Source organism: Kitasatospora sp. NPDC054795, assembly GCF_053611565.1.
Genome location: NZ_JBSHAP010000005.1, coordinates 122,896 through 137,529, shown reverse-complemented (window position 1 = coordinate 137,529; position 14,634 = coordinate 122,896). Strand labels below are relative to the sequence as shown.

Here is a 14,634-nt window from a genome sequence, read left to right as displayed (position 1 = left end):
AGGTTCTCCACACTGATAATCATCCAGCCCCCGGAGCACCCACCCCCGGAGCCGCCCCCGGCCCCCCACCCTCCCGAAAGCCCCCAACAACACCAACCACCCCCGTTGCCCACCCCCACCCCGAGGCGCACGCTGGACCCAGGGAGGTGCCGCGCACCATGAGCACCCTTGAGGAACAGATCGACATCGCCGCCCCCGTCCTCGCCGCCTGGGAGCAACTGCACCGGGTGCACGAGTACCCCCGGTTCGTCGACGGCGTCAGCAGCGCCCAGCCGCACGGCCGGAACCTCGCGCACCTCGGGGTGGAGGTCGACGGCGCGCGGCGCGCGGTCGATGCCGAGATCACCGACCGCGGCCGGGGCCGGGTGATGGCCTGGCGGACCCTGGATCCGCTCCCGCTGCAGGGCGCCTTCGCGCTGCTGCCGCTCGACGCCCGGCACACCCGGTTGCAGATCCGGGTGGAGTACGACCCGGAGGCGGTGCGGCGCGAGTTCGGCGGGCCGCGCGGTTTCGCCCAGGCCGGGGCGATCGAGCGGGCGGTGCGCGAGGATCTGGACCATTTCCGGGAGCTGGTCGAGGCGCGGGTGAACGCCGTCGGGGCCGACCCGGAAGCCTCGGACACCCGGGCGCAGGCTCCCGGCCGCCACCCGTAAGCATCGGATAAGCCCAGCTCAGCGCGGGCGGTGAGACTCTTCACAGCGCACCGTCCGGCAGACCGTTTCGGTTTCAACCTGTGGCAGACTCGGGTGCCATGGACATCGGGCCGGTCACCAGGACGCTCCGCGCGGCGGTCTTCGCCGCGCTGGTCGTGCTGCTCGCCGGGCTCGGCCAGGTGCTGGTCACCGGCCGCACGCTGCCGGTCGGCCCGATGCTGCTGGCCTCGGCCGCCGTCTTCGCGGTGGCCTTCTCGCTGGCCGGCCGCGAGCGCGGCTTCCCGGCGATCGCGGCGGTGTTCCTGCCCCTTGAGCTGGGCGCCGGCGCGCTGTTCGACCTCGCGCAGAGCACGTGTCCCTCGCTGCCGCCCGGCGCCGGGCACGGCCTCCAGCCGCTGCTGTGCGGTGGCGGTTCGCTCGGCGGTTTCCTGCTCGGTCACGGCGTCTCCGCGCAGGCCGGTGTGCTGCTGCTCCTGCTGCTGCACACGGTGATCGCGCTGGCCGGCGCCTACTGGCTGCGCCGGGCGGACGCCGCGCTGTGCTGCCTGGCCGGCGCCGTCCGGATGGTGGGCGAGTTCCTGCACCGCCATCTGCCGGCCGCCGCCCGCTGGCTGCGGCTGCTGGCCGCCCCGCTGCCGGCCCGTCCGCCGGCGCGGGTGCCGTTCCCCCGGGCCAGCCGCACGCTGGTCCCCGCCGAGGACGTCGTCGTCCGCCCGGCCGTCCGGCGCGGTCCGCCGGTGTTCGCCCTGGCCGTCTGAGCCGCGGGCCTCCCCGCCCGCTCAGTCGGCTGTTCTCTCCCCCGCGCAGGCCTCGACCGGCCGCGCCGCCCCGTACGCCCGAGAGCACAGGACGACACCCCATGAGCAACACCCGCAAGACCGCCAAGAAGGCCTCCGCCACCGACCGCATGCGCGTCGCCCGCGCCCAGGCCGAGCGCTCCGACCGCATGCGCCGCCGGGTGGTGGTCGGCGGCGCCTCGGTCGCCGTCCTCGCCCTCGCGGCGGGCGTGGCCTTCGCCGTCGGCGGCTCCTCCGGCTCCGGTTCGAGCGCCGCGAGCGGCCCGCTGGTCGTGCCGGCCAACGCGAGCGGCACCGTGGTCACCTACGGCAAGGCCGACGCCCCGCACACCCTGGATGTCTACGAGGATTTCCGCTGCCCGTTCTGCGAGCAGCTGGAGACCACCACCGGCACGGCGATCCAGCAGCTCGCGGACGACGGCACGTACAAGGTCCAGTACCACTTGGCGACGTTCCTGGACAACAACCTCGGCGGCAAGGGGTCGCGCACCGCGCTGGCCGCGGCCGGTGCCGCGCTGAACGAGGGCGTGGACAAGTTCAAGGCCTTCCACGACGTGCTGTACGCCAACCAGCCGGACGAGCGCAGCGACGCCTTCGGCGACGTCAACCACGTCCTGGACCTGGCCGGCCAGGTGCCCGGCCTGAAGACCGACGGTTTCGTGAAGGCCGTCCAGGACGGCACCTACGCGCCGTGGGCGGCCAAGGTCAACGAGGAGTTCAACAAGAGCGACGTCACCGGCACCCCGACCGTCAAGCTGGACGGCAGGAAGCTGGACGTCCTCTCCAACGGCAAGGCCGTCTCCCCCGAGCAGTTCACCGCGATGGTCAAGCAGGTGACCGGATGACGGCCGGCGCGCCCGCCGTGCGGCCCACGTACGGCGCGAGCCGCCCGTTCGCCTGGCTGCTGCTGATCGGCGGCGCCGTCGGCCTGTTCGCCTCGGCGGTCCTCACCCTGGACAAGATCCGGCTGCTGGAGGACCCGTCCTACGTCCCCAACTGCAACATCAACCCGATCATCAGCTGCGGTTCGATCATGCGCAGCGCGCAGGCGGAGGCCTTCGGCTTCCCCAACTCGCTGATCGGGCTGGTCGCCTTCGGGGTGGTCGTCGCGGTCGGTGCCGGGCTGCTCGCGGGGGCGGCGTTCCGGCGCTGGTTCTGGCTCGGCCTGCAGGCCGGGACGGTGTTCGGGGTCGGCTTCGTGACCTGGCTGATGTACCAGGCGCTGTACCGGATCGGCGCGCTCTGCCCGTACTGCATGGTGGTGTGGGCCGCGGTGATCCCGCTGTTCTGGTACACCACGCTGCACAACCTGCGCTCGGGCGTGATCCCGGTGGGCCCGCGGCTGCGGACGGCCGTCCGGGAGGCGGCCCACTACCACTGGGTCGTCCCGGCCCTCTGGTACGCGGTGATCGCGCTGCTGATCCTCAACCGGTTCTGGTACTACTGGAGCACCCTGATCTGATCCCGTCCGCCGCCCCTTCCCCCGCGGCAGGGGCGGCGGACCGTCTCCCGGTGAGGCCGCCGATGCGCCGCAGGATCGTCCTCTTCGTCTCCCTGTCCGTGGACGGCTACTTCGAGGGCCCGGACCACGACCTCGGCTGGAATCTCGTCGACGACGAGGTGCACACCCACTTCAATCGTGAACTCGCCCGAATGGGTGGTTTCGTCTCCGGCCGGGTGACGCACGAGCTGATGGCCTCCGTCTGGCCCACCGCCGACCAGGACCCGGCCGCCGACGGTCCGACGGCCGAGTTCGCGGGCATCTGGCGCGCGATGCCGAAGACCGTCTTCTCCCGCACCCTCGACCACGCCGACTGGAACACCACCGTCGTCCACGAGGTCACTCCGGAGTCGGTCGCCGCCCTCACCGCCGGCCCCGGCGGCGACCTCTGCCTCAGCGGCGCGAACCTGGCCGAGTCCTTCCTCGCCCTCGACCTGATCGACGAGTTCCGGCTCTACGTCCACCCCGTCGTGCTCGGCCGCGGCACGCTCTTCTTCCGCCCGACCGACCACCCCACCCCGCTCGCCCTGGCCGAGACCCACCGCTTCACCAACGGCGTGACGCTGCTGCGCTACGAGCGCGTCGGCCCGTCTCCCCTGGACGGGTGACGGGCCGGCGCGACGGACGGGCGGGTCAGAAGACGTACGCCTCGACCTCGGCGAGCAGCTCGGCCCGGCGACGCTCGCTGATGAAGGAGGCGCGGAAGGAGTTGGCCGCCAGCCGGCGCAGGGCCTCCTGGTCGAGGGCGAGGGCCTCGCGCACGGCGCGGAAGTTGTCCTCCACGTAGCCGCCGAAGTACGCCGGGTCGTCGGAGTTGACGGTGACCAGCAGCCCGGCCTCCAGCATCTCGTCCAGCGGGTGGTCGGCGAGGGTGTCGATGCAGCGCAGCCGGACGTTGGAGAGCGGGCAGAGGGTCAGCGGGATCTGCTCGCGCACCAGGCGGGCGACCAGCTCGCCGTCCTCCAGGCAGCGCAGCCCGTGGTCGATCCGCTCGACGCCGAGGACGTCCAGCGCCTCGGTGATGTACGCGGGCGGGCCCTCCTCGCCCGCGTGGGCGACCCTCCGCAGCCCGGCCTCGGCGGCCCGGCGGTACACCTCGCGGAACTTCACCGGCGGGTGGCCGACCTCGGCGGAGTCCAGGCCGATGCCGGTGATCCGGTCGAAGTACGGGCGGGCGGCCTCGAAGGTCTCCAGCGCGGACTCGGCCGACTCGTCCCGCAGGAAGCACATGATCAGCTGGGCGCTGATGCCGTACCGCTCCTCGCCGCGCTCCAGCGCCCGGGTCAGTCCGTCCACCACCGCGCCCAGCGGGACCCCGCGCGCGGTGTGCGCCTGCGGGTCGAAGAAGATCTCCGCGTGGCGGACGCCCTGCTCGGCGGCCCGGGCCAGGTAGGCGTCGGCCAGGTCGGCGAAGTCGTCCTCGGTGCGCAGCACGGCCATCAGCGCGTAGTAGAGGTCCAGGAAGGACTGGAGGTCACTGAAGGAGTACGCCTCGCGCAGCGCCTCGGTGTCGGCGTACGGCAGCTCTACGCCGTTGCGGGCGGCGAGTTCGAAGGCGAGTTCGGGCTCCAGGGTGCCTTCGATGTGCAGGTGGAGTTCGGCCTTGGGAAGCGGCATGTGCGATCTGTCCGAGCGTCGGCGGGATGGTTTCTGAGGAACGCGGAAGGATTCATCCTACGATCCATGCCCACCGGCCGGGTGCAGCCGCGACGGTCCCCGGGCACCCTGGAGGAGGGGACTTCCGCCGAGGAGGCACCGAGATGCGGCACGCCGACGACCCGCACATCCGGCCCGCGGGCATCTCCCCGCACGCCCTGGGCAACGACACGCTCCTGCACGAGCTGGAACAGCTCCACCGCACGCGCCACGAGACCTTCCTGTACGGCTCGGAGGAGGCGCTGAAGCGGCACACGCTGCGCACCGGGGAGCTGGAGGCCGAGTTCCTGCACCGCTTCCCCGGCCGGCAGGTCACCGCGGCCCGGACCAGGGCCGGGGCCAGGGCCCGGGAGGCGGCTGCCCGGGTGGAGTCGCTGCCGGAGTGAGGGGAGCGGATCGCCCGCCCGCCGGGACACGCCGGGCGCGCCGAGGCGTGCCCGGAGCCGGGCGGTCAGGGAGGGTGTGAGGGCAGACGCACCGGACCCCGACCCACCTGGGAGCCCCGCATGCCCATCGCCAGCGTCAACCCCGCGACCGGCGAGACCCTCCAGACCTTCGAACCGCTCGACGCGGCCGGCATCGAGCGGCGGCTGGCCCGCGCCGAGGCCGCCTTCCACGGCTACCGCGGCACCACCTTCGCCGCCCGCGCCGAACTGATGCACCGCGCCGCCGACCTGCTGGACCGGGAGCAGGAGGCGGTCGCCCGCACCATGACCGAGGAGATGGGCAAGCCGCTCGCCGCCTCCCGTGCCGAGGCCGCCAAGTGCGCCAAGGCGATGCGCTGGTACGCGGACAACGCCGAGGCGCTGCTCGCCGACGAGCACCCGGCCCCGGCCGACGTCGCCGACTCCGGCGCCACCCGCGCCTACGTCCGCTACCGCCCCCTCGGCCCGGTGCTGGCCGTGATGCCGTGGAACTTCCCGCTCTGGCAGGTCGTCCGGTTCGCCGCGCCGGCCCTGATGGCGGGCAACGTCGGCCTGCTCAAGCACGCGTCCAACGTGCCGCGCACCGCGCTGGCGATCGAGGAGCTGTTCCGGCGGGCCGGCTTCCCGGAGGGCTGCTTCCAGACGCTGCTGATCGGCTCGGGCGCGGTCGAGGGCGTGATCCGGGACCGCAGGGTCACCGCCGTCACCCTCACCGGCAGCGAGCCGGCCGGGCGGGCGGTCGCGGCCACCGCGGCGGACGAGGTCAAGAAGGCCGTCCTGGAGCTGGGCGGCAGCGACCCGTTCGTCGTGCTGCCGAGCGCCGACCTGGACGCCGCGGTGCGCACCGCCGTCCGGGCCCGGGTGCAGAACAACGGCCAGTCCTGCATCGCCGCCAAGCGCTTCATCGTGCACACCGACGTGTACGAGCGCTTCACCGCCGCCTTCACCGAGGCGATGCGGGCGCTGAAGGTCGGCGACCCGATGGACGAGGACACCGACGTCGGCCCGCTGGCCAGCCGCCAGGGCCGGGACGACCTGGAGGAGCTGGTCGAGGACGCCCGCACCCGCGGCGCCCGGGTGGAGTGCGGCGGCGGACGCCCGGAGGGCTGGGACACCGGCTGGTTCTTCGAGCCCACCGTGCTGACCGGCATCACCCCGGCGATGCGGATCCACCAGGAGGAGACCTTCGGCCCGGTCGCCACCGTCCACCGGGTGGCCGACCTGGACGAGGCGGTGGCGGCCGCCAACGACTCGCCGTTCGGGCTCAGCTCCAACGTCTGGACCACCGACGAGGCCGAGCGGGAGCGCTTCGTCCGGGACATCCAGGCCGGCGGGGTGTTCTTCAACGGCATGACGGCCTCCCACCCGGCGCTGCCGTTCGGCGGCGTCAAGCGCTCCGGGTTCGGGCGGGAGCTGTCCGGGCACGGGATCCGGGAGTTCTGCAACGTCACCACGGTGTGGATCGGCTGAGCCGGACCTCCCGGCCCCGTGCCCGTCCCGGCCGGGTCAGGACGCCATGCGGTGCCGGCCCGGCCCGGGGGTCATCCAGCGGGCGATCACGCCGCCCATCGCGATGAGCGTCAGGCCCCAGAAGATCGCCATCGGCACCAGCACCGGCAGCAGGTTCACCTGGACGGCCACCATGCAGAGGCCGATCGAGAGCGCGATCATGAACGTCACCACGGTGGGGCTGAGGCTGAGCAGCCAGTGCCAGGCGCGGTGCCCGAAACCCCGGGCTCTGCGGGCTTCGGGGCCCTCGGCGGCGTCGGCCTGGGCTTCGACTTCCTGGTACGTCAGCAGGTCCATCGGGATCGCCTCCAAGGCTGGACGGCTGGATGGGAGGAACGCCTGACCCGGGAGGGTCAGGAGGCCTTGCGGGGGGCCGAGGACTTCCGGGTGGCGGTCCTCTTCGCCGCCGGGCTCCTCGTGGCGCCCGTCCCGGAGGTCTTCGCGGCGGCTTTCTCGGAGGACTTCTCGGAGGACTTCGGGCCCGCCTTCGGGGCGGTCTTCCTCGCCGGGGCGCGCTTGCGCGGCGCGGGCTCCTCCTCGGTGTCGACCTCCTCGGCTCCGGCACCCCGCCCGCCCTTGGCCTGCTTGAGGCTGCTGCGCAGCGCCTCCATCAGGTCGATCACGTTGTCCGGCGCCTCGCCCGGCTCCTCCTCGTGCGGGACCTCCACGCCGTCCAGCCGGGCGGTGATCACCTGCTGCAGCGCCTGCTGGTAGTCGTCGTGGAGCTGGGCCAGGTCGAAGTCCTCGGAGAGGGTGTCCATCAGCGACCGCGCCATCTTGAGCTCCTGCGGCCGGACGGTGACGTCCCCCTCGGGCGCGATGCCGGCCACCGGACGGACCTCGTCGGGCCAGATGCAGGTCTGGAGCACCAGGGTGTTGTCGTGCACCCGCAGCACCGCGGGCGACTCCCGGGTGCGCAGCGCGATCTTGGTGACGGCGATCTGCCCGGACTCGGTGAGCGCGTCGCGCAGCAGCGCGTACGGCTTGGCGGCGGCCTTGTCGGCGACGCCCACGTAGTAGGCCTTGGAGAACATCAGCGGATCGATCTCGCCCTCGTCCACGAAGGCCAGCACGTCGATGATCTTCTTGCTGGGCAGCGGCAGGTCGGCGAGGTCCTCGTCGGAGAGCGTGACGGTCCGCCCGTCGGGGGACTCGTAGCCCTTGGCGATCTCCGCGTACGGGACCTCCTTCTCCTCCTGCTCGCAGTACCGCTTCATCCGCACCCGGCCACCGTCCTTGGCGTGCACCTGGTGCAGCGGGACGTCGTGCTCCTGGGTCGCGGAGTACAGGTGGACGGGGATGCTGACCAGCCCGAAGCTGATCGTCCCCTTCCAGGTGGTCTGCATGGGGTCGCTCCTGACCGGCGCCGGGAACCGGCCGGCGCCGAGCACGCTCGGGATGCTCCTACGGCATGTCCCGAGAGTCCCACTCTGCCCGGATTCGCGCGGATCGTCCACACCGCGCCGACAATGGGCCGAGGAGGTCGATGCGGATGACCGTCCGGAGCCGGCAGGACCGGCAGGACCGGGACCAGGCGCCGCCGCCGGAGCGGTACGGCTACCTGGTGACGTACGCGGTGCGGGGCGAGCCCGGCACCCGGCGCGCGGAGGTGACCGTCCTGCCCGGATACTCGCAGGAGGAGGACATCCCCCGGATCCTGGCCGCCCGGCTGACCGGACGACCGGCGGACGGGGCCGCGATCACCGTCCTCGACGCGCGGCCGATCTGACCGCGCAGGTGCGGGCGATTTGAGCCCCAACAGAGCTTGGCAACCTTTCCGAATACTGACGATGCGTCAGATCTGAGGTTTCCATGCCACCTTTCCACCTACCCTGACCAGGCTTTTTACGTCCGGTAAGCGAACAGTTATCAAAGCATTGTTCCGATACTCGGGCGTAGAAGTTAGGTTGCGACGCAATGCGCGGGCAAGTCCCCCACCCTCCGGCGCGACGAGTCGAGGGTCACACCGCGCTGGAAAGGCACAGGGCACCTTGATGAGTGCGGACACCACCAAGCCCACGACGGCCACCAGGCTCCCCCACCAGCCGGGTCCGACCGGAGAGGGCGGCGACAACCACCTGAAGGCCGGACTCAAGAACCGCCACCTGTCGATGATCGCCATCGGCGGCGTGATCGGCGCCGGCCTCTTCGTCGGTTCCGGCGCGGGCATCGCGACCACCGGCCCGGGCATCCTGCTCTCGTACGCGCTGGCCGGCGCGCTGGTCGTGCTCGTGATGCGGATGCTCGGCGAGATGGCCGCGGCCGACCCGCAGAGCGGCTCCTTCTCGGCGTACGCGGACCGCGCGCTCGGCCGCTGGGCCGGCTTCTCCATCGGCTGGCTGTACTGGTTCTTCTGGGTCGTGGTGCTCGCGGTCGAGGCGACCGCCGGCGCGAAGATCCTCAACAACTGGGTGCCCGGCGTGCCGCAGTGGGGCTGGGCGCTGATAGTGATGGCGGTGCTGACCGCCACCAACCTCTTCTCGGTCGCCTCCTACGGCGAGTTCGAGTTCTGGTTCGCCGGGATCAAGGTGGTCGCGATCGCCGCGTTCCTGGTGATCGGCACCCTCGCCGCCTTCGGTCTGCTGCCGGGCACCCACGCGGTCGGCGCCAGCAACCTCACCGGTCACGGCGGCTTCCTGCCGCACGGGGTGGGCGCGGTGTTCACCGGCATGCTCACCGTGGTCTTCGCCTTCATGGGCAGCGAGATCGTCACCCTGGCCGCCGGCGAGTCGGAGGACCCGGAGAAGGCGGTCAGCAAGGCCACCAACAGCGTCATCTGGCGCATCGGGATCTTCTACCTGGGCTCGATCCTGCTCGTGGTCACCCTGCTCCCGTGGGACTCCGCCGACGTCAAGGCCAGCCCGTACGTGGCGGTGCTGGACCACATCGGCATCCCGGGCGCCGGCCAGGTGATGGACGTGATCGTGCTGACGGCGGTGCTGTCCTGCCTCAACTCCGGGATGTACACGGCCTCCCGGATGGCCTTCTCGCTCGGCCAGCGCGGGGACGCGCCCAAGGCCTTCGCCACCGTGACCTCGCGCGGCGTGCCGCGGGTGGCCATCCTCTCCTCGGTGGTCTTCGGCTTCGTCGCGGTCTTCTTCAACTACACCTCGCCGGACACCGTGTTCGCCTTCCTGCTCAACTCCTCCGGCGCCGTGGCGCTCTTCGTCTGGCTGGTGATCTGCGCCACCCAGCTGCGGATGCGGAAGATCATCGAGCGCGAGATGCCCGAGCGGCACACCGTCCGGATGTGGCTGTACCCGTACCTGACCTGGACGGCCATGGGCATGATCGGGTTCGTCATGGCGTACATGTTCACCGACGCCGACGGGCGCAAGCAGATGTACCTGTCGCTGGTCGCCGCAGCCATCGTGCTGGCGGCCTCGGCCGTGGTGGGCCGACGGCGGCGGGCCGCGGCGGCGGCGGCGGGCTCCTGACCCGTCCGCCCCGCGCGGGAACGCCGGGCCCGGGAGCCGTTGCGGAGGCTCCCGGGCCCGGCGCCGTTCCCGGCCCGGCGCCCACCCCTCTCGTTTGACCAAGGCACGTCAACGGGGATACCAGGGCATGACGCTCCCCCACGAGCGCTCCCCCGCCCCCTCCGGGAGACCCCGTGCCGCCCTTGCCCACTCCCGCGCCGCCCCCACCGCCCCCGGCCCCGCCACCCCCGCCGCCGCCCCGTACGGAACCCGAGTCCGCCCGCCTGCGCTTCGGCCGCCGGCTGCGCCACTGGCGCGAGGCCCGCGGCCTCAGCCAGGCCGAGTTCGGCCGGCTGCTCGGCTACCACGACTCGCTGATCAGCCGGGTGGAGAACGCCCGCCGCTGGCCACCGCCGGGGATGCCCGCCCGGGCCGACGAACTCCTGCTCGCCGACGGCGAGCTCGCCGAACTCTGGCAGACCGTCCGGCAGGAGCGCGAACGCCTCGGCGAACGCGCCGCCGCCCGGACACCGCCCCCCGCCCGCGCCGCACCACCGGACGCCGCCACCGTCGAGGTGCTCGCCCACCTGCTCGCCGCCTACCGCGCCGCCGCGGGCCGGATCGGCGGCGAGGAGCTCGCCGCCGTCCTGGAGCACCACGCCCACACCCTGCTCGGCGGGCGGCACCCCGGCCCCCGCGAGGCCCCCGCCGCCGACCGCTCGCTCGCCGCCCAGTACGCCGAGCTCGCCGGCTGGGCCCACTTCGAGGGCGACCGCCCCGCCCGCGCGCTCGGCTGGTACGCCACCGGGCTGGAGTGGGCCCGCGCGACCGGCGACCGGGCCACCGCGGCCTCCCTGCTCGTCCGCCAGAGCGCCCTGTACTGGTGGCTCGGCGACCCGGCCACCGCACTCGCCCTGGCCGAGGCCGCCCGGACCACCGCCCCTCCCCTGCCGGGGCTGTGGGCCTGGGCCGCCCTCGTCCAGGCCCACGCCCACGCACTGGCCGGCCGGGCGGCGCAGGCCGACCGGACACTGGCCGACGCCCGGCGGCTGACCGGCGCCGCACTGCTCACCGGCGTGCCGACGCCCTGGACGGTGCGCGCCGAGCTGGTCCTGGCCGTCGCCCACGGCACCTGCCACCGGGACCTCGCCCTCCGCACCGGCCGCACCGCCCACGCCCGCACCGCGGCGGCCCGGCTGGAGGCGGCCCTGCGGCTCCTCGACCGGGCCGCGCACCCGCGCGACCACGCCCTGGTCACCGCCCGCCTCGCCGGCGCCCACGCCCTCGCCGGTCACGCCGACGCCGCCCTCGCCCTGCTCGCCCGGCTGCCCCCGACCACCACCGGCCGCATCGCCCGCGAGCAGCGGCGGGCCGGGGAATGGCTGCGCCGGTGAACGCCCGGGCCGAGCCCCCGGCCCGGACGCGCCGGCCCCGGCCGGGACACGGCTGCGCCTGCCCGGGCACGGCGGCGCCCGGTCCGACACGGAACAGCAGGACCGGCCACCACCTGCGGGAGTGGTGGCCGGCCCTGCCGCACCGGTCGGCCCGGGCCCGGCGGGTCGGCTCAGAGGCCGGCCGCCGCCGCGGCGATGTCGGCCGCGTACGTGCTCACCTGGCTGTAGACACCCGGGTAGCCCGCGCGGGCGCAGCCGTTGCCCCAGCTGACGATGCCGACCTGGACCCAGCGGCCCGCCGCGTCCTTGCGGACCATCGGGCCGCCGGAGTCACCCTGGCAGGTGTCGACGCCGCCCTGGGCGACGTACCCCGCGCAGAGCGAGCCGGCGGTGTTCAGGCCCGGATAGGCGCGGGCGCAGGTGGCGTCGTCGACGAACGGCACGGTGGCCTTGAGCAGGTACCGCTGCTGGCCGCCGCCCTCGCGCGCGGCACCCCACCCCATGATGGTGAAGGTGCCCGTGTCGTAGGCGGTGGAGGTGGCGATCGGCAGGGTGCTGACCAGGCTGCTGTTCACCGGCGAGGCCAGCTTGATCAGCGCCCAGTCGTCGCCGTTCTCGGCGCCGGTGAAGGAGGGCGACTGGTACACGTACGAGGAGCGGACCTTGACCGCGCTGCCGCTGTTCAGGTCGACCGCTCCCGCGGTGACGGTGATGCTGCTGTCGGCGCCGGTGCCGTCGACGCAGTGGGCGGCGGTGAGCACGATCTGCGAGGTGTACAGCGCGCCGCCGCAGCCCATCGAGAGCCGCACCATGAACGGGAACTCGCCCTGCGTCGCCCGCGTGCCGCCGACCACGCTCGGCGACGGCGCGGGCGAGGCGGCGGCGGGCAGCACGAGCATGCCGGCGCCGAGCACCAGGCCGGCCAGCAGGCCGACGACTCTGCCGAATTGACGCTTCATCAGATCCTCCTTGCAGGTGGGGGAAGACCGAGAGTGGCCCGGCGGGCGGCGCGGCAGGAGGGGGCGGTCCTTGCCGGTCGGAACTGGCAGGAACACGGCAATGCGCGGTTCCGGGTGCGGAAGCCCTAAGGTGATCGCCCATGCGAGATCTTGTGGCGGGGATGAAGTACCTGGTCGAGGGCCAGAAGTGGGTGGGCCGGCACGGTCGCTGGTGGGGCTTCGGCATGCTGCCGGCCCTGCTCGCACTGGCCGGCTACGTCGTCGCGCTCGCCTTCCTCGGCGCCTGGTCCCGGGACCTCGCGGACTGGGCCACCCCGTTCGCCGACCACTGGGGCACCCCCTGGCGGGGCCTGCTGCGCGACGTGCTCGCAGCGGTCGTCTTCAGCGGCGGCCTGCTGTTCTCCCTGCTCACCTTCACCGCCGTCACCCTGCTGGTCGGACAGCCCTTCTACGAGGCGCTCTGCGCCGCGGTCGACGAGACCGAGGGCGGCGCGCCCACCCCGCCGGACACCGCGCTCTGGCGGGAGCTGTTGATCGCGGTGCGCGACAGCGTGTACGTGCTGGCGCGGGTGGCCGCGTTCGGCGTGGCGCTGTTCGCCTGCGGATTCCTCCCGCTGGTCGGGCAGACGGTGGTCCCGGCGCTCGGCTTCCTGGTGTCCGGCTTCTTCCTGACCGTCGAGCTGACGGCCGTCGCCCTGCAGCGGCGCCGGGTGCCGCAGCCGGAGCGGATCCGGCTGCTGCGCGCCCGGCTCGGGCTGGCACTGGGCTTCGGCACGCCACTGGTGCTGGCCTTCCTGGTGCCGCTGGTCACCGTGTTCGCCATGCCGGGGGCCGTCGCCGGGGCCACCCTGCTGGCCCGCGACCTCGTCCCGACCGCACCGGAGAAGGAGAAGGAGGAGGAGCAGCAGCCGGACCCGGCCCCCGACTTCCCCACCGCCACCGCGCGGCCCGTTCCGGGCAACCCGTACGCGACCCCCTGAGACCGTCACCGGCCGGTCACGCTGCGCCGACCTCGCCCCTGCCCGCGTGTGAGCCCGCCCACAGGGGGATCGCCATCAACGATCCCCGATAGTGGACGGGCCCCCTCGAACGCCCCGCCCGGCGCCGCCGAGGCACCCGGACCGGGCCGCCCACAACCCCGCCCCGCCTGAAGAACACAGGCCACCACGGCTGTCGCCCCTGCGATCCGTCGTCGGCGACCCGGCCCCCACCTCAGGTGTGCAATTCGGACAAATACCACCAAAGCCATCACCGAAGCCCGCCGCGGCCACCCCGCAACCACGATGCCGCGTAGTAGCGAACGCCTTTGCCACCCGTCCTCGGCCCTGCCAAGAATGGCCCGTCGCCAGGCAGCGCAGCCGACCGCCTCCGCCGCCGAACGGCCCGCCCGCCCCCGCCGCTACCGCCGGGGCGCCACGGCCGCCCAGGGCGGCCGCACGAGCCCCACCCGCCCGGAGCCCGTACGACGCCCCGCCCCCGGTGCCACCGGCACGGCCCCCGACGGAGAAGGATCGCCCGCCCATGCAGCTCAGCCATGCCCGCCGCAACTCCCTGATCACCGGTGTCGCCACCCTCGTGGTCGCGAGCGCCGCCACCGCCGCCCTCGCCATCCCGCAGGCCGGAAACGCGGCCGGGGCCGCCCCCGTGGCCGCCGTCTCGGTGGACAGCGAGCCGGTCGCCGACCAGGGCCCGGCCGACGCCGCCGCCACTGCCGCTGCGGCCGAACAGGCCGCCCAGGAGGCCCAGGCCAAGGCCGCGGCGGACGCCGAGGCGCAGGCCCAGGCCGAGGCGCAGGCCCAGGCGGACGCCAAGGCCAAGGCCGACGCCGAGGCCGCCGCCTCCCGCTCCCAGGAGCGCCAGGACCTCACCGGCGCCCCGGCCGCCTACTCCGGCACCCCGCAGCAGATCGCCGCGCAGATCGTCCCCGCCGGCCAGCTCCAGTGCTTCAGCAACATCGTGTTCCGCGAGAGCAGCTGGAACCCGCTCGCGGTCAACGCCTCCTCCGGCGCCTACGGCCTGGTCCAGGCCCTGCCCGGCTCCAAGATGGCCTCCGCGGGCGCCGACTGGCGCACCAACCCGGCCACCCAGATCAAGTGGGGCCTGAACTACATGAACACCCGCTACGGCAGCCCCTGCGCCGCCTGGTCGTTCTGGCAGGCCCACCACTGGTACTAGGCCGGACCACCGGTTCGGCTCCCCGGGCCCGTGACGCACCCCGCGTCGCGGGCCCCGGCGCACGTTCCCGCAGGCCGGGAGCCGGTACGGGCGTGGACACGTCCGGAAGGCGGCGTGAAGATATGGCGCGCACTCGTACGATTTGCCAC

16 protein-coding genes are annotated in these 14,634 nt (G+C 73.5%); 12 read left to right on the top strand and 4 right to left on the bottom strand.

Annotation, left to right across the window (positions count from 1 at the left end):
• Positions 1-158: 158 nt before the first annotated feature.
• The 5 genes from ACWGJO_RS03470 (at position 159) to ACWGJO_RS03450 (ending at position 3,559) form a co-directional block, all read left to right on the top strand.
• Positions 159-653, top strand: coding sequence for an SRPBCC family protein (locus tag ACWGJO_RS03470; protein WP_452181933.1), 495 nt, complete (start codon positions 159-161; stop codon positions 651-653).
• Positions 654-751: 98 nt separating this feature from the next.
• Positions 752-1,411 carry a hypothetical protein gene (locus tag ACWGJO_RS03465; RefSeq protein ID WP_452181932.1) on the top strand — a complete coding sequence of 220 codons (660 nt, stop codon included), beginning with the start codon at positions 752-754 and terminating at the stop codon, positions 1,409-1,411.
• 101 nt (positions 1,412-1,512) lie between these two features.
• The gene (locus ACWGJO_RS03460) at positions 1,513-2,295 is read left to right on the top strand and encodes a DsbA family protein (protein ID WP_452181931.1); all 783 of its coding nucleotides are present in this window, start codon (positions 1,513-1,515) and stop codon (positions 2,293-2,295) included.
• On the top strand, positions 2,292-2,912 hold the full coding sequence (locus ACWGJO_RS03455) for a vitamin K epoxide reductase family protein (protein WP_452181929.1): 621 nt from the start codon (positions 2,292-2,294) through the stop codon (positions 2,910-2,912). Before ACWGJO_RS03460 ends, ACWGJO_RS03455 begins: the two co-directional genes overlap by 4 nt.
• A 62-nt stretch (positions 2,913-2,974) precedes the next feature.
• Positions 2,975-3,559: a dihydrofolate reductase family protein gene (locus ACWGJO_RS03450; RefSeq protein WP_452178017.1), complete on the top strand. Its 585-nt coding sequence runs from the start codon at positions 2,975-2,977 to the stop codon at positions 3,557-3,559.
• A 25-nt stretch (positions 3,560-3,584) separates the two neighbouring features.
• On the opposite strand, the gene ACWGJO_RS03445 is transcribed toward ACWGJO_RS03450, so the two are convergent.
• On the bottom strand, positions 3,585-4,568 hold the full coding sequence (locus ACWGJO_RS03445) for an adenosine deaminase (RefSeq protein WP_452181928.1): 984 nt from the start codon (positions 4,566-4,568) through the stop codon (positions 3,585-3,587).
• 143 nt (positions 4,569-4,711) lie between these two features.
• Here ACWGJO_RS03445 and ACWGJO_RS03440 point away from each other — a divergent pair, with 143 nt between their 5' ends.
• Together ACWGJO_RS03440 and ACWGJO_RS03435 are read left to right on the top strand one after the other, a co-directional pair.
• Positions 4,712-4,993, top strand: a complete 282-nt coding sequence (locus tag ACWGJO_RS03440; protein ID WP_359909119.1) for a DUF6158 family protein — start codon at positions 4,712-4,714, stop codon at positions 4,991-4,993.
• Positions 4,994-5,113: 120 nt separating this feature from the next.
• Positions 5,114-6,502, top strand: coding sequence for an NADP-dependent succinic semialdehyde dehydrogenase (locus ACWGJO_RS03435; protein WP_380553738.1), 1,389 nt, complete (start codon positions 5,114-5,116; stop codon positions 6,500-6,502).
• Positions 6,503-6,538: 36 nt separating this feature from the next.
• On the opposite strand, the gene ACWGJO_RS03430 is transcribed toward ACWGJO_RS03435, so the two are convergent.
• Together ACWGJO_RS03430 and ku are read right to left on the bottom strand one after the other, a co-directional pair.
• A complete protein-coding gene (locus tag ACWGJO_RS03430) occupies positions 6,539-6,838 on the bottom strand; it encodes a hypothetical protein (protein ID WP_452181927.1) in 300 nt (99 codons plus the stop codon).
• Positions 6,839-6,894: 56 nt separating this feature from the next.
• Complete coding sequence (ku, locus tag ACWGJO_RS03425) at positions 6,895-7,887, bottom strand: non-homologous end joining protein Ku (protein WP_452181926.1); 993 nt, start codon at positions 7,885-7,887, stop codon at positions 6,895-6,897.
• A 146-nt stretch (positions 7,888-8,033) separates the two neighbouring features.
• On the opposite strand from ku, the gene ACWGJO_RS03420 reads away from it, so the two are divergent.
• From ACWGJO_RS03420 to ACWGJO_RS03410, 3 genes are all read left to right on the top strand, one after another.
• Positions 8,034-8,270: a hypothetical protein gene (locus ACWGJO_RS03420; RefSeq protein WP_452181925.1), complete on the top strand. Its 237-nt coding sequence runs from the start codon at positions 8,034-8,036 to the stop codon at positions 8,268-8,270.
• Between the two features lie 265 nt (positions 8,271-8,535).
• Positions 8,536-9,978 (top strand): amino acid permease, encoded by a 1,443-nt coding sequence (locus ACWGJO_RS03415; RefSeq protein WP_452181924.1) that lies wholly within the window; start codon positions 8,536-8,538, stop codon positions 9,976-9,978.
• Between the two features lie 182 nt (positions 9,979-10,160).
• Positions 10,161-11,351: a helix-turn-helix domain-containing protein gene (locus ACWGJO_RS03410; protein WP_452181923.1), complete on the top strand. Its 1,191-nt coding sequence runs from the start codon at positions 10,161-10,163 to the stop codon at positions 11,349-11,351.
• A 170-nt stretch (positions 11,352-11,521) separates the two neighbouring features.
• On the opposite strand, the gene ACWGJO_RS03405 is transcribed toward ACWGJO_RS03410, so the two are convergent.
• Entirely contained in the window at positions 11,522-12,310 is a 789-nt protein-coding gene (locus ACWGJO_RS03405) for a S1 family peptidase (RefSeq protein ID WP_452181922.1), read from the bottom strand.
• Between the two features lie 140 nt (positions 12,311-12,450).
• On the opposite strand from ACWGJO_RS03405, the gene ACWGJO_RS03400 reads away from it, so the two are divergent.
• Both ACWGJO_RS03400 and ACWGJO_RS03395 read left to right on the top strand, forming a co-directional pair.
• A complete protein-coding gene (locus tag ACWGJO_RS03400; protein WP_452181921.1) occupies positions 12,451-13,290 on the top strand; it encodes an EI24 domain-containing protein in 840 nt (279 codons plus the stop codon).
• A 541-nt stretch (positions 13,291-13,831) separates the two neighbouring features.
• Complete coding sequence (locus ACWGJO_RS03395) at positions 13,832-14,485, top strand: aggregation-promoting factor C-terminal-like domain-containing protein (RefSeq protein WP_452181919.1); 654 nt, start codon at positions 13,832-13,834, stop codon at positions 14,483-14,485.
• Positions 14,486-14,634 lie beyond the last annotated feature (149 nt).